This is a genomic window from Tritonibacter sp. SIMBA_163 (genome assembly GCF_046535935.1).
In the GTDB taxonomy this organism is placed as follows: domain Bacteria; phylum Pseudomonadota; class Alphaproteobacteria; order Rhodobacterales; family Rhodobacteraceae; genus Epibacterium; species Epibacterium scottomollicae.
The window spans coordinates 1-18,654 of record NZ_JAWJBP010000001.1; the positions used below are offsets into that span (position 1 = coordinate 1).

An 18,654-nucleotide genomic window follows, 5' to 3' on the forward strand; every position below is an offset into this window, starting at 1 on the left:
ACCGATGACGACGGCGCCACCTCCGTGGCGGATAGCGTGACGGTGACGATTACTCCGCCCGCCAACGCGGCGCCGACAGCGAATGCGGGTGCGGATCAGTCGGAGGTCTCGGGCACGGCGGTGACGCTGGACGGCAGCGGCAGCAGCGACAGTGACGGCACGATTGCAAGCTACGCCTGGAGCCGCACGGGCGGGACCGGGACGGCGGGCAATGCGGTGCTGTCGGATGCGACTGCGGTCAGCCCAAGCTTCACGGACGCCTCGCTGACCTCGAACGACGCGGCGGTGACGCATATCTTCGCGCTGGTGGTGACCGATGACGACGGCGCCACCTCCGTGGCGGATAGCGTGACGGTGACGATTACTCCGCCCGCCAACGCGGCGCCGACGGCGAATGCGGGTGCGGATCAGTCGGAGGTCTCGGGCACGGCGGTCACACTGGATGGCAGCGGCAGCAGTGACAGTGACGGCACGATTGCAAGCTACGCCTGGAGCCGCACGGGCGGGTCTGGGACAGCGGGCAATGCGGTGCTGTCGGATGCGACGGCGGTCAACCCAAGCTTCACGGACGCCTCGCTGACCTCGAACGACGCGGCGGTGACGCATGTCTTCGCGCTGGTGGTGACCGATGACGACGGCGCCACCTCCGTGGCGGATAGCGTGACGGTGACGATTACTCCGCCTCTCGACACGGAGCCCCCAGTCATTGACGAGATTGCGGATGTCGCGGTGGACACAGATTCCGGGGTCAATACGGCCTCGGTCGCGCTTGTCGCAAATGTCGCCGACAATTCCGGTGAAGTCATAGCCGCCGACTTTTCGATTGATGGCACAGTGGTTGCCAGCCCGTATGATTTCTCCGTCGGCACAACGCAGGTGACCGCGACGGCGCAGGACAGCGCGGGCAACGCGGCGACGCCGCAGACCTTCGAGGTGACGGTCACTGACACGACACCGCCCGAAGCTCCGGTCGTCGCAGCCCCGACCACAAGGTCGGACGGCCGAGCAGAGGTGGCCGGCACTGCCGAGCCGCTCAGCACCGTCACCGTTACCTTTCCTGACGCAAGCGTCGAGACTGCCGCGGCGGGCCCCGGTGGTACCTTCGAGGTCGTGTCCGCGACGGCCCAAAGCTCAGGCGAGATCAAGATTGTGGCCGAGGATTCCGCCGCAAACAGATCGGAGACAACGACCATAGCCTATGTTGGTGATGATACACGGCCAACACTCACCATCAGCGCGTTGACCGGGCCGAGCAACGGAACATTCAGTGCCGCGATCACCCTGTCCGAGGCGAGCACAAATTTCGATGCCAGCGATCTTACACTGACAAATGCCAGCGCAACTATGACTGGATCAGGAACGCAGTACTCCGTCGTCCTGACCCCGGATGCGGATGGCACAGTTGCTGTCTCAGTCGGCGCAAACAGGTTCAGCGATGCGGCCGGAAATGGCAATGAGGCGTCAAACACATCGAGTGTCGAGTACGACGGCACTGCCCCCACGGTCAGCATCACCGGGGCGCCAGAGGTTTTGGCTGGGGCCTCCTTGATGAACGTGAACGTCACATTCTCTGAAAGCGTAACAGGCTTCGCCGCTGGCGATATCACCACCACAAACGCAAATGTGGTCGGCCTAAGCGGCAGTGGTTCGGATTATGTGGCGACTCTTCGCGCATTCGGAACCGGGGCCGTCGGGATCACCGTTCCCGCCAATGTGGCCGTGGACGCGGCTGGCAACGGCAACCTGGAGTCCAATGCGGTTACGATCGAGGATCAAACAGTCGAACAAACACAGCGCCTCATCGCCTCGTTCATGCAAAGCCGGGCCAATCAGTTGATCAGCAATCAACCGGATCTCGTGCCCTTCCTGTCGGGGAATAAACAGGCGAGCTTTGGCCTGATGGCAACACGGGGTGTCGGCAATTTCAATGTGGCGACGGGGACGAAGTATCCGGTCTGGGCCCAGGTGAAAGGGGCGTGGTCAAGCAGTGGTGATAGCGATAGCTCTTATGTCTTCGGCGCGTTTGGCGTTCATCGGGCGATCAGTAAGAACGTGTTGCTCGGTGCGACGCTGCAATTCGACCATATTGCTCAGGACACCGGAGCCTCCACGGTCAGCGGAACCGGTTGGATGCTTGGGCCTTATTTCGTCGCGAAGAGCTTAAACCATCCGCTGTATTTCGAAGGGCGGCTTCTTTACGGCGAAACGACGAACGACATTTCTCCCTTCGGCACATATGAGGATCGGTTCTACACGACCCGTATGCTTGCCAACCTGAAAGTCGCGGGCGACCTGTCCATGGGCACCACGATCCTCAGTCCGTTTCTGGATGCCTCTTACTCGACAGAGGATCAGCACAGCTATGTGGATACCCTGGGCAACACGATTCCCGGACAGGACTTCAAGTTGGGCCAGGTCGAGGTCGGTCTTGATTTCAGCCAGATGCTTTCGGTGAACACGGGTGAGTTGGAGCTGTGGGGCGGGGTCTCTGGCATCTGGTCCTACAGCAACGGCACGGGATCGGTAACGACCGCGGATCCGGCGTATGAGGGCGGCCGCGCGCGGGTCGAGCTGGGGTTCAATCGCCAGATCACCGCAGGACAAAGCGTCACGGGGGCCGCCTTTTATGACGGCATCGGTGCAGCCGGGTTTGAGAGCTTTGGGTTGAGCCTGGGCTACCAGCTGCAGTTCTAGGCATCTCTGCGGAGCGGGGGGCGCCAAGCGCGGCCCCGCCCGTGAACCAGATCGTGGCGGCAAGCACACCCTGGCGTACTCCAAGCACGCAGGCGTCGAACCGGGAGGGCAAAATGGTGGGTAGAACGACGTCGAACCAACGTTCTATGCTGATGAGGCAAAGACCCGAAGCGATTTAAATGCAGCCTTGTACCGAAGCGCATATTAGGGCTCTTCGGATGAGGCAAAACAGACGCAGTCTTACGTCAAACTACGAAATGAGGATGTCCATGCCAGACCCGACGAATTTGACCGCAGCGGATTTTAGCCCGCTTGAAGGGGACACTGTAAAGGTTGAGGCCGACGGCATCGGGATCGAAGCGACGCTGTTGGAAATCACGACGGGGGGCAGCGCCTTGCGTGACGGCGGCGGTTTTGCACTGCTGTTTCAGGGGCCTGTCGAACCTGGTCTGCCACAGGCCACCTATCAGGTGTCGCATGCTGCCATTGGGACGCAGCAGCTCTTTCTCGTGCCGGTCGCCAAAACCGAGGCCGGTTATCAATATGAGGCGATTTTCACCTGATCGCTTTGGCGTCCGTTGACCGGCGTAGCAGGTCATAGACACCTTTGTCCTCGACGGTGACAAAGCCCAAGCGGTGGTAAAGCGCCATCGCTGGGTTCGCTTTTTCGACGTGGATGCCGACTGCTTTGTTTGCGGCAGACGCTTCGTCCATCAGGTCGCGCAGAATAGCGCCGCCGATACCGGCGCCGCGATGGGCGGGCAGTAGGGCGATGTCGATGATGCGGTGCTCGCTTTGCCAACGTTCAAGATAAAGACGGCCTATTACTTCGCCTGATCGCTGAATGATCAGCCAAAGCGCGTCGGGGTAGTGGGCCTGATAATGCTCGTGCTGCGCGCGAAATTGCATTGAAATGAAGGCATGCTTTTGGTCTTCATTCCACGGGGTAAGCGCCAGTTCCTCTTCGCGTGTCGAACGGTAGACCTGCGCCAGAAACTGCATATCACGCGCGGTCATCTCTCGGAGTGAGATCCCCAAGGATGCCGCGTGTGTCAAAGCCGGTATCAGCGTTGCCGATTTAAGGGTCATGGGTGCTTCCGACTGTATCGCCTTTCCACCGGATGCTGCAGCATTCGGGCCATGATTAGCCACGCGACGGATAGATGCCCTGAAGCGCGATGATGAAGTTCAGCGCAAGATAGGGCTGCATGTTGGCATGCGCCTGATTGCCGCCTGATGCTTGAAGTGTCTCATCTGCAAGCGGCACGAGATTGGAGGTGCCAGCGGAATAGAGGGCGTCGCCGCGTCCACCAGTTGCAGAAAGCGATGTCGCATTCGATGGCACAGCCTCGCCACCCGGAGACAGATTTGCGCGCACCGGGTGATTGTGCGACGGTATCTGACTTTCGTTCAGCGTCACGGTCGAAGCCCCTAATTCTTCACCCAGCCTTCGTGCGGTCAAACCGGGACCGCGCCCTTGTTCCATCGGCGCTCGGCCCTTCATATTGGGAAGGGCGGTGGTGTTTCTTCCATCGCCGCCATAGACTGTACCAATCAGCGAAAACAACGCAGTGTTGTTCGAAATGGGCAAAAGTTGCCCGTCGCAGAATGCCCAGCCTCTGGGCGCGAAATCACCTGCAAAAATGCGGATTTCGGCAATAAAAGGTTCTGACATGCCTTATATCTCCTAACTACGGCTGGGGTAGACGCCGAACAGTGCAATAATGAAGCTGACACAGAGCGATGGCATCATGTTGTTGTGGCTACGCGAGCCGCCTGAATTCGTTGTCGCGTTATGGGCGAACGACGTGTCCGGCGATGCATTGCTATAGAATGTCGTGCCAACGCCCTGGGCGACGACCTTGCCTTGCGGCGATTGATCGGTGGCAAGTTCGGTGTTGGCCAAGAAGTCATGAGTGTGGCTTGGCAACTGATTTGTGGTCAGCGTGTCATGCTCTGCGCCACTTTTGCTCCCCAAGCGGCGTTCGCTCAGACCGGGTCCGTGCCCCTTGTGAATAGGGATTCTGCCGCGCATATCGGGCAGACCGAATGTGGTGCGACCGTCTCCGCCGTAGATCGTTCCCAAGAGGGAAAAAAGCGCGTCGTTCTGTGAAACCGCAAGCAGTTGCCCGTCGCAAAAGGCCCAGCCGCGTGGGGCGAAATTCCCCGCAAACATGCGAATCTCACCTACATATGGTTCAGACATGGAATAATCTCCGGTATCTTAATTGCGCGAGGGGAATAGGCCGTGCATTGCTATGCAGAAGTTCAGCGTTTGATAGGGCTGCATGTTATTGTGTGCCTGTCCACCGCCAGACGCGGCCACAGTTGCGGACGTCAGCGGCGTCATATTGGCGGCCTCAGCGTCGCGATAGGCGGCGTCTGGTAGCACCTCCGCCGCCAGCACATGATCGGTCGGAGACCCGGACTGCGCCTGGTTCGCCGAGCACATCGCCGCGTGGGTATGGGTCGGAATTTCCGTCTTGGACAGCGTTACGCTCTCCTCGCCGGATTTGGCGCCCAGCCGGTAGTCGCTGTCTCTGTGAATCGGTGTGCGGCCCCTGAGATCAGGCAAAGCAAAGGTAGTGCTACCATCCCCGCCGTAGGTCGTGCCAAGCAGTGAGTAAAGCGACTGGTTCTGGTTGATCGGCAGGAGTTGCCCATCCAGAAACGCCCAGCCCCGTGGCGCAAAATCAAAGCCGAACATGCGAACTTCGGCAAGAAAGGGTTCGGACACGAAATTCTCCTTTAATAAACTGTCGGCGCGTTCAATTTATGGCGATAAAACACCGATATCTCTTATCAACCATGCGTTGCGTAAAAAATAAAGCAAGGAAAAAAGAAAATTTAGTTGGACTGAACAGTTTAGATTTCGGCTTTTGATGGGGATTCACTTTTATCGATGACTCTATGCCAAGCGCCTAATCTGGGCGGTGCTGAATGCGTTTGAGGAGTTGATGAGGGCGATGCCGACGTTGAATTCTGCGGCATGTCTGTCTGGGCTCAACGGTCGATGCGCGCGGAAGGACCAGAGGCATCGGATTTTCGCCGCGGGCCTGTTCTGTGAGTGATGGCCCGCCCCGCGCATCCAGATCGCGTGACCAAGGCAGCAGATCGCGCTCTTGGTAACCTTGCGGTGGGGGCAGCGCCCTCTTTTTTGGCTCGTGAAAGAGGCGCCGCCTTCTCCGTCTATGGAGGGCTGACGCGCTGCTTCTAAACTGAGAATGCAGCCTTGAATGCCGCAAGGGCATCTTCCTCAAGACCTGAGGCAAACGCCTCCATCGCGACGGGGCCGGTGTAGCCCATCGCGTTCAATGCACGCGCGATGCCGGGATAGTTGATTTCCCCGGTTCCGGGTTCAAAGCGGCCCGGTACGTCCGCAACCTGGATCTCGCCGACCCAGGGCAGGCACGCCCGGCAAAGCTCGATCAGGTTCCCTTCGCCGATCTGTGCGTGATACAGGTCCAGATTAAGGCGCAGTTCCGGCCGGTTGACCGCAGAGACCAGTGCCAGTGTGTCTTCCGCGCGGGCAAATGGGACGCCTGCATGGTCGGTCGGCAGGTTCAGGTTTTCGAGCGTGAAAACCACCTCCAGCTCTTCTGCAAGGTCACAGACGCGATTGAGCGTATCCAGTGCCTTCACCCATTTGAGTGGCGTTGCGGTCTCAGCTTGTTTGGGGCGTCCGCCGTCGCCAAGCCCGGTGCCGTGCAGGTTCAATCGCTGGACGCCGAGCCGTTTGCCAACAAGGGCGGCCTCTCTTGCCGATGCCAGTAGCGTGTCAGCGCCATCGTCGTCCGCCAGACGCCCGTCCAGATAGCCGTTCATGATCGAGAACGTCGCGCGCGACTTTGTCAGAGCTGCGATGTCGTGATCGGCCCAGTTCCACAAGCCGACCTCAAACCCCATCTCATCAAGGCGCGCGCAGCGCCAGTCTATCGGCCTGTCGCGCCAGAGCATTTCGGCGCAGGCGGCAAGGGTAAACGCCATGCCTCACACCTCCGACAGGAGCGGGGTCACCTCTACTGGCCGTCCTTCCGCCAAGGACCGATTGGCCGCCTCGGCCAGTGCCAGCGCGTTGACGCCGTCCTGGATTGTTGCGGGCACAGCCTTTCCATCCACGACGGCATCAACAAAGGCGGACCATTCGATGGAGAAGGCGCGCATGTAGCGTTCGAGAAAGAAATACACAGGTTTTGCCGAAGTGACGCCCGCGCTGGTGGATTTCACGACGGTGTTTTCCAGTTCGTTGTCGGCGGCCAGTGCGCCGTCAGAGCCCAGAACCTCAACCCGCTGATCGTATCCGTATGGAGCCCGGCGAGAGTTGCGGATCGTGGCGATCCGGCCGTCGGCGTAGGACAGCACGACGACAGCTGTGTCGATGTCCCCAGCTGCGCCGATTTCGGGGTCAACCAGGCAGGAGCCATGTGCTGTCACGGTCGTCGGCATGCCAAACAGAAACGAGCACATGTCGAAGTCATGAATCATCATGTCGCGATACAGCCCGCCGGATACCTTGATGTAACTGACGGGCGGCGGGGCAGGGTCGTAGGATGTAACCGAGAGCAGCTCACTGTTGCCGATTTCTCCCGCATCGAGTGCTGCCTTGAGTGCTGAGAAATTCGGATCGAACCGGCGGTTGAAGCCCATCATCATGGGTTTGTCATGATTGGCGGCAGTTGCGGACACTTGCAGCGCGCGCTCCAGCGACAGGTCTATCGGTTTCTCGCAAAAGATCGCCTTGCCAGCCTTCACGCCGGCTTCGATCAGGTCGGAGTGGGTGTTGGTCGAGGACGCGATCAGAATGGCGTCAATGCTGGTGTCGGCGAGGATGTCGTTGGCGCCGCGGGCCTCAATGCCATGGTCCTGTGCCAGAGCCTGCGCTGCCTCTTGCATGACGTCGGTGACCGCGACCAGCTCAGAGCGCGGATCCATCTTGATCGAAGCTGCGTGGACCTTGCCGATGCGACCGGCCCCGAAAAGAGCGACTTTCATATGCGTATTCCTTTCGTGGAAAAATCAGAGAGTGACGCGGCGGCCTTCGCGGGCCGATGTGTCGATAGCGTGGATGATGCGCTCGAATTCCAGAGCGTCGGTGAAGCTGGGGAACGCGTCCGTGCCAGCGGTGATGGCGCGCAGGAACGTGGCCACCTCGATGGTTTTCAGGTCGCCAAATCCCAGCTGATGGCCGGGTGCTGGGCAGAAGCTATCATAGGGTGCATGCTCCGGGCCCGTCAGGATCGTACGAAAGCCCTGCTGCGATTTTGGGCCGTCATTGGTGTAGAGCTGTAGCTCGTTCAGCCGTTCCTGACTGAAGGTGAGCATGCCTTTGGTGCCATGCAGTTCCCAGTCAAGCTTGTTCTTGCGGCCCCAGGCGGAGCGAGACGTGCAAACTGTTCCCTGCGCGCCCGTCTTGTAGCGCAGAATGGCAGAGGCGGTATCTTCATTCTCAACGGTGCCACGGCCCGACCCATCAGGCAGGGGGCGGGTGTCATGGATGATCTGTGTGTCTGCAATCAGGCTCTCGATCTCTCCCATCAGAATATGGGACATGGAGACGAGATGGCACCCGAGATCCCCCAGCGCACCAAGGCCGGCGTCCGCGCGTTTTGCGCGCCAGGTCCAGGGCAGGTCGGGGTCAGCTTGGTAGTCCTCATCCACCCAACCACGAAAATGAACCGGCTTGCCGATCACACCTTCACTGATGATGCGACGCGCGTGGGTGATGGCCGGATTATGGATGTAATTGTAGCCCACCATGGTGCGCACATCTGCGGCGCGCGCGGCGGCCTCCATCTCCTCTGCGTCGTTGATCGTCAGGGCGAGGGGTTTTTCGCAATGCACGTGTTTACCCGCGGCGATGGCGGCCAGTGCCATTTCCTTGTGGAGCGCGTTGGGGGTCGTGATGGAGACGATGTCCACGTCAGGCGCGGCGATCAGCGTGCGCCAATCGTCGGTGGCGACATCAAAGCCAAACTGTGTCGCATATCGCCTCGCATTTTCGACGGGCGTGTCACAGAGCCTTGCAAGCCGCACCGGCGGCACATCCCCAAAGACAGCTTCTGCGGCGCGATAGGCCAAGGCATGAGCCTTGCCCATGAAGCCTGTTCCGATCAAACCAAGGCCTAGAGACATGTTTCCCTCCGTTATGGAATTTTAATTCCAATTTCGGTGATGCGGGATTAGAGTGTCTCTGTCAAGCGAGAGGGGTGTAAATGATAGAACGCGAACCGCAACCAGAGACGCCGGAAAATGTGACGCAGACCATCGCGCGTCTGGATCATGTCATGGACACATTGCCAAAGCGGCTACGGCAATGTGCGGTCTTTACCCGGCATCACCTGCATCTCATTGCTGTGTCGACGGTCTCTGACATGGCGTCGGCGTCTGGTGTGGCGCCGTCTGCTTATATCCGCTTTTGTCAGGCGGTCGGCTTCTCCGGGTATTCCGAAATGCAGACCCTGTTTCGGGCGCAATACACCAGTTTTCGACCGGACTATGAGCAACGGCTTGCGCAGTTATCACCTGATGTGTCTCAGGGCAGTGGTGAGCTGTTGGCCGAGTTCGCGGAGTCAGGGCATCAATCCTTGATCGGTGTCGGTAATTCTATTGCAAATGAAGGGCTTGCGAGAGTTGCGTCCGGTATGGCGCAGGCGCGTATTGTTCATCTTGTCGGCCTGCGGCGGGCGTTCGCAGTGGTCAGTAACATGTCCTATCTTCTCGGTAAGTTGGACGTTCCAGCCGTGCTTCACTCCAACATCGGTAATCTGCATGCCGGGCTTGTGGCGGGGAGTGAGGATGTGATGTTTGCCATTACATTTGCGCCGTTCTCGGAGGAGACAGTCACGCAGGCGCGTGCTGCAGCGGAGCGGGGTGTGACGGTCTATGGGCTGACCGATGCCGACGACTGTCCGCTCTTTGATTTCGCCGCGGAGGTGCTGGTCGTGAAGGAGCACGAAGTAGCAGGGTTCCGGGCGCTCAATGCATCCATCACGCTGACCACAGCGCTGTCGGTTTTGGTTGGCGCGCAGCGCGCGAAAACTTGACACGGAGCGTCGAAAACGGAATGAATGTTCCATAGGTGTGATTCGAGGTTGAAGCGCATCGACCGGTGGGAGGCCGGTCTGGAGGAGGCCCGTTTGCGTGAAGGCATCGGATATCGGGCTAAGAGCCGGCTTGGCCGGTCAACTGTCTAAGGGAGGATAAATTGAAAACACTTATCAAAACTGCCGTTGCTGCTGCCAGCTTCGCACTGGCTGCCCCAGTTATGGCGCAGGACATCATCGTGGTCGCGCATGGTCAGGCCAACGATCCATTCTGGTCGGTCGTCAAAAATGGTGTCGAAAAAGCTGCTGCCGATACGGGTGCCAGCGTGGATTTCCGTTCGCCGGAGACGTTCGACATGGTGCAGATGAGCCAGCTCATCGATGCTGCTGTGAATCAGGAACCTGACGGCCTGGTGGTTTCTATCCCGGACGCGGATGCGCTGTCGCCATCGATCCGCCGTGCGGTCGAGGCTGGTATCCCGGTCATTTCCATGAACTCCGGTTCGGATGTGTCCAAGGATCTCGGTGCGCTGCTCCACGTGGGGCAGGACGAATACACGGCGGGCAAGGCCGCCGGCGAGAAACTGGCTTCGATGGGCGGTACCGTTGGCATCTGTGTGAACCAGGAAGTGGGCAACGTCGCGCTCGATCAGCGTTGCCAGGGTTTCTCTGACGGGTTCGGTGGTTCTGTCGAGGTGATCCCGACCCAGAACGACCCGGCCGAAGTCGAGGCGAAGGTGAAAGCGGCGCTGGAATCCAACCCCGACATCGACACCGTGATGGGTCTGGGTGCGTCGCTGGTGGGTGAGCCTGCCGTCCGTGCCGTGGCTGCCGTGGGCCGCACCGGTGAGGTGAACGTGGCGACCTTCGACCTGTCAGCCAGCTTCCTGGAAAGCGTGGCCAAGGGCGACGCGGCCTTTGCTATCGACCAGCAGCAGTTCCTGCAGGGCTACCTGCCGGTGTCCTTCCTCGCGCTCAACGCAAAGTTCGGCCTGATCCCGGGTGGCAACGTGCCGTCTGGCCCGAACCTCATCACGCAGGACAAGGCGTCCCAAGTGGTTGAGCTGAGCGCCCAGGGCATCCGCTAACCCACTAAGGCACAATGCTGAATCGCTGAAGGGGCCGTGGCGCAAATGCCGCGCCACGGCCCCTCTTTGTCTCAAGGAGGAGCACGCCATGGCCGACGCGGCCCAAATCGTCGATGACGAACGCCTGAAGAAAGAAGGGCTTGGTGCCCGGTTGATGAAGCGCCCCGAGCTTGGCGCGATCGCCGGTGTCATTCTTGTCACCACTTTCTTTTTGATCACCGCAGACAGCAGCATGTTCACGCTGTCCGGTATCATGAACTTCATGACCCCTGCGGCGCAGTTGGGCATTCTGGCCATCGGTGCGGCGATGCTGATGATCGGCGGCGAGTTCGACCTGTCGATCGGCTCCATGGTGGCCTTTGCGGGTCTGATCTTTGGCGCCTGCGTGGTGACGCTTGGGCTGCCGCTGATCCTGGCGATCCCGCTGACGCTGGCCGTTGCGGCTGGCCTTGGGGCGCTTAACGGGACCATCGTGCTGAAGACCGGCCTGCCGTCCTTCATCGTTACACTGGCCTTCCTGTTCATCCTGCGCGGCGCATCGCTGGTCGGGCTGAAACTGGCCTCCGGCGGCTCCACCCAGCTGCGCGGCGTGCGCGATGCGGTCGAGGGTGACTGGCTGGCGCCGATGTTCTCGGGCGATGCCTTTGGTCCTGTCTTTGCCTGGCTGGCACAAGTCGGGGTGATCGACACCTTCAAGAACGGCACCCCCAAGGTGCCCGGCATCCCGGTCGAGATCCTGTGGTTCGTGGCGCTGGCATTGGTGGCGACATATGTGCTGCTGCGCACGCCGCAGGGCAACTGGGTGTTTGCCTCCGGCGGTGACCGCACGGCGGCTTCAAACTCCGGTGTGCCGGTGCGCAAGGTGAAGATTTCGCTCTTCATGGTGACCGCCATGTGTGGCGCGCTGGTGGCGATCATCACGGTGATGGATGCCGGATCGACCGATGCGCGGCGTGGCTTCATGAAGGAGTTCGAGGCCATCATCGCAGCGGTGATCGGCGGCTGCCTGCTGACCGGCGGCTATGGATCTGCCATCGGGGCGTTCTTTGGCGCCATCATCTTTGGCATGGTGACGATCGGGCTGACCTACACCAACTTCGATCAGGACTGGTTCCAGATCTTCCTGGGCGGCATGCTTCTGATCGCGGTGCTCTTCAACAACTACATTCGCAAGCGCGTGACGGGGGAACGCTGAGATGACCCAGGACACGACATTCCACCACGGTGACCCGCAGGGCACGACCCAGCCGATCATCAAGATGCAGAACATCGAAAAGCACTTTGGCAACATCATCGCGCTGGCGGGCGTCAGCTTCGATGTGAGGCCGGGCGAATGCCACTGCCTGCTGGGCGACAATGGTGCTGGTAAGTCGACCTTCATCAAAACGATGTCAGGTGTACATAAGCCCACAAAGGGCAGCATCACCATCGACGACCAGCCGATGAATTTCGACAGTCCGCGCGATGCGATGGAAGCCGGGATTGCCACCGTCTTTCAGGATCTGGCGATGATCCCGCTGATGAGTGTGACGCGCAACTTCTTCATGGGGCGTGAGCCGGTGAAGGGACGCAAACCCTTCCGCCGCATGGATGTTGACATGATGAACGAGACCGCGGTGGAGGAGATGCGCAAGATGGGCATCAACCTGCGTGGTCCCGATCAGGCGGTAGGCACGCTCTCGGGCGGCGAACGCCAGACGGTGGCGATTGCCCGCGCGGTCTATTTTGGCGCACGGGTGCTGATCCTGGATGAGCCCACCTCGGCGCTGGGCGTGCGGCAGACCTCGAACGTGCTGGCGACCATTGACCGGGTGCGCAAGCAAGGGGTGGGGGTGGTCTTCATCAGCCACAACGTACGGCACGCGCTGGCCGTCGGGGACCGCTTTACAGTGCTCAATCGCGGCAAGACGCTGGGCACGGCGGAACGGGGCGACATCACGCCCGAGCAACTGCAGGACCTGATGGCGGGTGGCCAGGAAATGGCGCAGCTTGAAGGCTCGCTCGGGGGCACCGTGTAATGGCAAAGGATCTGGATCTCATCACCATCGGGCGCTCGTCGGTTGACCTTTACGGCGCGCAGATCGGTGGCCGTCTTGAAGACATGCGCAGTTTCGAGAAATACGTCGGCGGCTCGCCCACCAATATGGCGACGGGCACTGCCCGACTGGGGCTGCGCTCGGCCCTGCTGACCAAGGTCGGCGACGAGCACATGGGCCGCTTCCTGCGCGAGGAACTGGTGAAGGAGGGCGTCGACGTCACCGGCGTCCTCACCGATCCGGAACGGCTGACGGCGCTGGTGCTGCTGGGCATTCGCGATGAGGACCAGTTCCCGCTGATCTTCTACCGCGAGAATTGCGCCGATATGGCGCTGAGCGCGCAAGATGTGGATGAAGGGTTCATCTCCCGGGCGCGGGCGGTCGTGGCCACCGGCACCCACCTCAGTAATCCGCGTACCGAGGCAGCAGTGCTGAAGGCGCTGGAACTTGCCCGCAAACACGGCGCACAGACCGCGCTGGACATTGATTTCCGCCCCAACCTCTGGGGGCTCTCCGGCCATGGTGACGGTGAAAACCGCTTTATTGCCTCAGCAGCGGTGACGGAAAAACTGCAATCCACCCTGCATCTGTTTGACCTGATTGTCGGCACCGAAGAGGAATTCCACATCGCAGGCGGCACCACCAACACGGTCGCAGCACTGCGGGCGGTGCGCGCGGTCTCGGGTGCGACGCTGGTGTGCAAGCGCGGTGCCGATGGCGCGGTGGCCTTCACCGGCGCGATCCCGGACAGGCTGGACGAGGGCCAAAGCGGCCCCGGTTTTCCCATCGAGGTTTTTAACGTGCTCGGCGCGGGCGATGGCTTCATGTCCGGTCTTCTGAAGGGCTGGCTCGACGGTGAAGACTGGCCCACCTCGCTCAAATACGCCAATGCCTGCGGGGCCTTTGCCGTGAGCCGTCATGGCTGCACCCCCGCCTACCCCAGCTGGGAAGAACTGCAATTCTTCCTCCAGCGCGGCGTGGTGGAGAAAGCCTTGCGCAACGACACCGCGCTGGAGCAGATCCACTGGTCCACCACCCGCAAGCGTGACTGGGACGATCTGCGGGTCTTTGCCTTTGATCACCGCATGCAGATGGAAGAGATGGACGGCGCCACGCCCGAGCGCATCGGCGCGTTCAAGGAGCTTTGCCTCAGGGCCGCCGTTGCGCAGGCCGCAGGCCGCCCCGGTCACGGCATCCTCTGCGATGGTCGCCTTGGCGCACGCGCGCTCTATGCGGCAGCGGGGCAGGGGCTTTGGATCGGCAGGCCGGTCGAATGGCCCGGCTCGCGCCCCTTGCGGCTGGAACCGCAGGTGGGCGATGATGCAGGCGGGCTGAAGGAATGGCCCGGTGAACATGTGGTCAAATGCCTGTGCTTCCCGCATCCCGACGATGACGACGCGATGTGGGCCGATCAGATCGCCACCATCACCCGCGTGTTCCAATCCTGCCGCCGCAACGGGCTCGAGTTTCTGCTGGAGGTGATCCCCTCCAAGGTCGGCCCCGTTGATGATAAAACCACGCCAGATGTCATCCAGCGCGTGTACGATGCCGGCATCTACCCTGATTGGTGGAAGCTCGAACCCTTCCGCTCCGAAGCCGCATGGGCTGCAAGCTGCGATGCGATCGAGCGCAACGACAAACGCACCCGTGGTATCGTGGTGCTGGGTCTGGACGCCCCGGAGGACGAGCTGCGCGAGAGCTTTGCCCTCGCCGTGCGCTTCCCGCTGGTCAAAGGGTTTGCCGTCGGGCGGACGATCTTTGGCGATGTGGCCCGCGACTGGTTTGCAGACCGCATTGACGACGACAGCGCGGTGGCGCGCATGACAGAGAATTACGCCCGGCTTTGCGAGGTCTGGGCGCAGGCACGCGCACGCACAATGGAGGCGGCACAATGAGCACGATCCGGCTAACCGCAGCGCAGGCGATGGTGAAATATATCGCCGCACAACTGAACGAGGAGGGCGAGCCCTTCCTCGCCGGGATCTGGGCAATCTTTGGCCACGGGAATGTGGCCGGTCTGGGCGAGGCGCTGCATGGCGCGCGCGAAGAATTTCGCACCTATCGCGGCCACAATGAGCAGACCATGGCCCATGCGGCGATTGCCTATGCCAAGCAGTCCGCGCGCACGCGGGCGATGGCGGTCACCTCCTCCATCGGCCCCGGCGCCACCAATATGGTGACGGCGGCGGCGCTGGCGCATGTGAACCGGCTGCCGCTTTTGCTGATCCCCGGCGATGTCTTTGCCAACCGGGGTCCCGACCCGGTGTTGCAGCAGATCGAGGATTTCGGCGATGGCACCACCAGCGCCAATGATTGTTTCAAACCCGTCACGCGCTATTTCGACCGCATCACGCGCCCCGAACAGCTGCTGACCGCCCTGCCGCGCGCCTTTCGCACCATGACCGATCCGGCAGACTGCGGCCCGGTCTGCCTGTCCTTCTGTCAGGACGTGCAGGCTGAAGCCTATGACTGGCCCGAGGCCTTCTTTGCGCCGCGCATCTGGCGGACCCGCCGCCCCCGCCCGGATGAGGGCGAGTTGGCGCGGGTTGCCGACTTGCTGAAAGCCGCAAAATCGCCGGTGATCGTGGCCGGGGGTGGCGTGCATTACGCGGACGCTTGCGCCGCGCTGCAACGCTTTGCCGAGGCGCATCAGATCCCGGTTGTCGAAAGCCAGGCGGGTAAATCCGCCCTCGCGTGGGATCACCCGCTGAACCTCGGCCCCGTCGGCGTGACCGGGGCGGGCTCCGCCAATGAGGTCTGCGCCGGGGCTGATCTGGTTCTGGGTGTTGGCACAAGGTTTCAGGATTTCACCACCGGCTCGTGGAACCTATTTCAGAACCCGGATCGGTTGCTCGTCTCACTCAATGTTGCTGCCTATGATGCAATGAAACATGGCGCAGAGCCGCTCTGCTGCGATGCCCGCGTCGGGCTGGAGCTGCTGGGCGCGGCGCTTGGCGATCTGCAATTCGCCGCCCCCTCCGCCACACTCAAGGAGGCGTGGTTCAGCGCCGTTGACCCGCTCACCGCAGCCCCGCGCGAGGACATCCAGCTGCCGACCGACCAGCAGGTGATCGGCGCGGTGCAACGGGCCTCTGGTCCCGACACGGTGGTGATGTGCGCGGCAGGCACCATGCCGGGAGAGCTGCACAAACTCTGGAAAGCCCCGCGCCCCGGGGCCTATCACATGGAATACGGCTATTCCTGCATGGGCTACGAGATCGCCGGCGCCATGGGCATCAAGATGGCGCAGCCAGACCGCGATGTGGTCTGCATGATCGGCGACGGCAGCTATATGATGGCCAACTCGGAACTGGCGACGGCGGCGATGCTGGGCATCGACATGACCGTGGTGATCACCGACAATCGCGGCTACGGCTGCATCAACCGGCTGCAAATGGGCACCGGCGGGGCAGAGTTCAACAACCTCCTCGACCATTCCCATCACGTGACGCCGTCGAACATCGACTTTGCCGCCCATGCTGCGTCCATGGGGGCGGCGGCCGTACATGTCAGTAGCATCGCAGAGCTGGAAGAGGCCTTGAGCCGCGCCAAATCCGCCAAAGGGCCGTTTGTGGTGGTGATCGACACCGATCCCTACCCCTCGACGCCCGATGGCGGCCATTGGTGGGATGTGGCGGTGCCCGAAGTGTCCGAGCGGGCCGAGGTGCGCGCCAAACGCGCCGAATATGAAAAACAGATCAAGGCCCGCGCGCTCAACTGACGCCCGTGGCCTGCCTTTCCGGGGTGCGTCCTCCCGCGCGTCGGAAAGGCCCCAATTCTTGGATCAGGCGCGGACATGCGCCCACAACGAAAGACACCGTCCATGAGCGTCAAGATCGGCATCTCCCCCATTGCATGGCAGAACGACGACCTGCCCGACCTCACCGCCGCCTACACGATGGAACAGGCCCTGAGCGAAGCGCGCGAGATCGGCTATACCGGGGTCGAACGTGGCCGCCGCATGCCTCAGGATACCGAAGGGCTGCGCAAGTATCTGAACGAATACGACATTTCGATCTGCGGCGGCTGGTGCTCGGGCAATCTGTTGGTGAATGACGTCGAGACCGAAAAAGCCGCCATCGCAGAGCAGGTCGAGCAATTCGCCGCTTTGGGCGCGCCCTGTCTGGTCTATGCGGAATGCTCCAACACCGTGCAGGGCGACCGCACGACCCCGGTGAACAACCGCCCCAAGCTCGCGCGGGACGAGGTGCGCGCCTATGCGGCCAAGCTCTCTGAACTGGCCAAGTGGATGACCGACAAGGGCCTGCCTCTCGCCTATCACCACCATATGGGCGCCTTTATCGAGGATCAGGAGGATATCGACTGGCTGATGGAGGCCAGCAGCCCCGAGGTGACGCTGCTTTATGACACCGGGCATCTGGTCTTTGGCGGCGGCGATCTTCTGGGCACGCTCGACAAATGGGGCGACCGCATCCACCACGTCCACTACAAGGATCTGCGCGCCAATATCGCCGCGCAAGCCCGCACTGAGAGCTGGTCCTTTCTGGATGCGGTCATCGCCGGGGCCTTCACCGTGCCGGGGGATGCCGAAGGGTCCATCGACTTTGCGGCCGTGACCGAACGTCTGGCCAAAATGGGCTATCAGGGCTGGATCGTGGTCGAGGCCGAACAAGACCCCGCCAAGGTCGCGCCCTATGCGGCCTCAAAACTGGGCTATCAGACCATTCGCGACCTCTGCGCGCGCTATGGGCTAGAGGTTGCGGGTTAATCCCCGCGCCCCAACAACAGGAGGCAAGACCCATGAGCGATCTGCTGCGAAAACCCTTTGGCACCCATGGCGAGGTGCATCGCATCACACCCGAAAGTGCAGGCTGGCGCTACGTGGGCTTTGCCCTGCACCGTCTGCGCGCGGGCGAGAGGGTGGCTGATGTCACCGGCGACCGCGAGGTGATCCTCGTGATGGTAGAAGGCAAAGCCAATCTGACCGGCGCGGGACAGGACTGGGGCGAGCTGGGCGAGCGCATGTCGGTGTTCGAGAAAACCCCGCCCCATTGCCTTTATCTGCCCAATGGCAGCGACTGGAGCGCCGAGGCCACCACCGATTGCACCATCGCGGTCTGTTCCGCACCGGGCAAGGGCGGCCATGCGGCGCGCCGGATCGGCCCCGATGGCATCGCCCTCACCGAGCGGGGTAAAGGCACCAACACCCGCTACATCAACAATATCGCGATGGAGAACGAGGATTATTGCGACAGCCTGCTGGTCACCGAGGTCTTCACCCCCGCCGGCCACTGGTCGTCCTTCCCGAGCCACCGCCACGACGAGGATGATTTCCCCCGGATCACCTATCTGGAAGAGACCTATTATCACCGCCTGAACCCGGCGAGCGGCTTTGGCGTCCAGCGCGTCTATACCGATGACGGGCAGCTGGATGAAACCATGGCGGTCGCGGATGGCGATGTGGTCCTGGTGCCGCGCGGCCACCACCCCTGCGGCGCGCCTTATGGGTTCGAGATGTATTACCTCAACGTCATGGCAGGTCCCTTGCGCAAATGGCGCTTTGTCGCCGCGCCAGAGGTCGAATGGATCATGGAGCGCGACAGCTGACGGCGCACAGGCTTGGGTGGGACAGAAGCTTCCGCCATGTGAACCTGCGACGCGCGCTGAGCGGGCGCGCGTCGCAGATCAATCATCGGTCAGAAACCGGAACTGTGTCAGTGACGCGGAGACCACCTGCGTGGCGCCGCCTTGCCGCCCCGGCTGAGGGTGCGGCGGAGCAACGCGCTGCGGCAAAAAAACTCCGCGGATAATCCGGAGTTTGCTTGCCGACCC

At 61.5% G+C, this 18,654-nt stretch carries 17 protein-coding genes; 10 read left to right on the plus strand and 7 right to left on the minus strand.

Annotation, left to right across the window (positions count from 1 at the left end):
• On the plus strand, positions 1 to 2,694 hold a 2,694-nt coding region (locus R0J92_RS00005; RefSeq protein WP_411050283.1), incomplete at its 5' end, for an Ig-like domain-containing protein.
• 269 nt (positions 2,695 to 2,963) lie between these two features.
• The gene (locus tag R0J92_RS00010) at positions 2,964 to 3,257 is read left to right on the plus strand and encodes a DUF6916 family protein (protein ID WP_411050284.1); all 294 of its coding nucleotides are present in this window, start codon (positions 2,964 to 2,966) and stop codon (positions 3,255 to 3,257) included.
• On the opposite strand, the gene R0J92_RS00015 is transcribed toward R0J92_RS00010, so the two are convergent.
• The 7 genes from R0J92_RS00015 to R0J92_RS00045 form a co-directional block, all read right to left on the minus strand.
• Positions 3,250 to 3,696: a GNAT family N-acetyltransferase gene (locus R0J92_RS00015; protein ID WP_411050285.1), complete on the minus strand. Its 447-nt coding sequence runs from the start codon at positions 3,694 to 3,696 to the stop codon at positions 3,250 to 3,252. The two genes, R0J92_RS00010 and R0J92_RS00015, sit on opposite strands and share 8 nt — an antisense overlap.
• A gap of 142 nt (positions 3,697 to 3,838) precedes the next feature.
• Positions 3,839 to 4,369: a phage tail protein gene (locus tag R0J92_RS00020; protein WP_411050286.1), complete on the minus strand. Its 531-nt coding sequence runs from the start codon at positions 4,367 to 4,369 to the stop codon at positions 3,839 to 3,841.
• 12 nt (positions 4,370 to 4,381) lie between these two features.
• On the minus strand, positions 4,382 to 4,900 hold the full coding sequence (locus tag R0J92_RS00025; RefSeq protein WP_411050287.1) for a phage tail protein: 519 nt from the start codon (positions 4,898 to 4,900) through the stop codon (positions 4,382 to 4,384).
• A gap of 18 nt (positions 4,901 to 4,918) precedes the next feature.
• On the minus strand, positions 4,919 to 5,431 hold the full coding sequence (locus R0J92_RS00030; protein WP_411050288.1) for a phage tail protein: 513 nt from the start codon (positions 5,429 to 5,431) through the stop codon (positions 4,919 to 4,921).
• A gap of 476 nt (positions 5,432 to 5,907) precedes the next feature.
• The gene (locus R0J92_RS00035; protein WP_411050289.1) at positions 5,908 to 6,681 is read right to left on the minus strand and encodes a TIM barrel protein; all 774 of its coding nucleotides are present in this window, start codon (positions 6,679 to 6,681) and stop codon (positions 5,908 to 5,910) included.
• A 3-nt stretch (positions 6,682 to 6,684) separates the two neighbouring features.
• Positions 6,685 to 7,686: an inositol 2-dehydrogenase gene (iolG, locus tag R0J92_RS00040; protein ID WP_411050290.1), complete on the minus strand. Its 1,002-nt coding sequence runs from the start codon at positions 7,684 to 7,686 to the stop codon at positions 6,685 to 6,687.
• 24 nt (positions 7,687 to 7,710) lie between these two features.
• Positions 7,711 to 8,826: a Gfo/Idh/MocA family protein gene (locus tag R0J92_RS00045; protein WP_411050291.1), complete on the minus strand. Its 1,116-nt coding sequence runs from the start codon at positions 8,824 to 8,826 to the stop codon at positions 7,711 to 7,713.
• Positions 8,827 to 8,906: 80 nt separating this feature from the next.
• Between R0J92_RS00045 and R0J92_RS00050 the strand changes: the two genes are divergently transcribed.
• From R0J92_RS00050 to iolB, 8 genes are all read left to right on the plus strand, one after another.
• Positions 8,907 to 9,737: a MurR/RpiR family transcriptional regulator gene (locus R0J92_RS00050; protein WP_411050292.1), complete on the plus strand. Its 831-nt coding sequence runs from the start codon at positions 8,907 to 8,909 to the stop codon at positions 9,735 to 9,737.
• A 161-nt stretch (positions 9,738 to 9,898) separates the two neighbouring features.
• Positions 9,899 to 10,825 carry a sugar ABC transporter substrate-binding protein gene (locus tag R0J92_RS00055; RefSeq protein ID WP_106161953.1) on the plus strand — a complete coding sequence of 309 codons (927 nt, stop codon included), beginning with the start codon at positions 9,899 to 9,901 and terminating at the stop codon, positions 10,823 to 10,825.
• Between the two features lie 88 nt (positions 10,826 to 10,913).
• On the plus strand, positions 10,914 to 12,020 hold the full coding sequence (locus R0J92_RS00060) for an ABC transporter permease (RefSeq protein ID WP_411050293.1): 1,107 nt from the start codon (positions 10,914 to 10,916) through the stop codon (positions 12,018 to 12,020).
• 1 nt (position 12,021) lies between these two features.
• Positions 12,022 to 12,843: an ATP-binding cassette domain-containing protein gene (locus R0J92_RS00065; protein WP_411050294.1), complete on the plus strand. Its 822-nt coding sequence runs from the start codon at positions 12,022 to 12,024 to the stop codon at positions 12,841 to 12,843.
• Positions 12,843 to 14,756: a bifunctional 5-dehydro-2-deoxygluconokinase/5-dehydro-2-deoxyphosphogluconate aldolase gene (locus R0J92_RS00070; RefSeq protein WP_411050295.1), complete on the plus strand. Its 1,914-nt coding sequence runs from the start codon at positions 12,843 to 12,845 to the stop codon at positions 14,754 to 14,756. The genes R0J92_RS00065 and R0J92_RS00070 overlap by 1 nt, the downstream gene beginning before the upstream one ends.
• Positions 14,753 to 16,582: a 3D-(3,5/4)-trihydroxycyclohexane-1,2-dione acylhydrolase (decyclizing) gene (gene iolD / locus R0J92_RS00075; RefSeq protein WP_411050296.1), complete on the plus strand. Its 1,830-nt coding sequence runs from the start codon at positions 14,753 to 14,755 to the stop codon at positions 16,580 to 16,582. The genes R0J92_RS00070 and iolD overlap by 4 nt, the downstream gene beginning before the upstream one ends.
• Positions 16,583 to 16,684: 102 nt before the next feature.
• Positions 16,685 to 17,590, plus strand: a complete 906-nt coding sequence (gene iolE, locus R0J92_RS00080) for a myo-inosose-2 dehydratase (protein ID WP_411050297.1) — start codon at positions 16,685 to 16,687, stop codon at positions 17,588 to 17,590.
• A 32-nt stretch (positions 17,591 to 17,622) separates the two neighbouring features.
• Positions 17,623 to 18,429, plus strand: coding sequence for a 5-deoxy-glucuronate isomerase (gene iolB, locus R0J92_RS00085; RefSeq protein ID WP_411050298.1), 807 nt, complete (start codon positions 17,623 to 17,625; stop codon positions 18,427 to 18,429).
• Positions 18,430 to 18,654 lie beyond the last annotated feature (225 nt).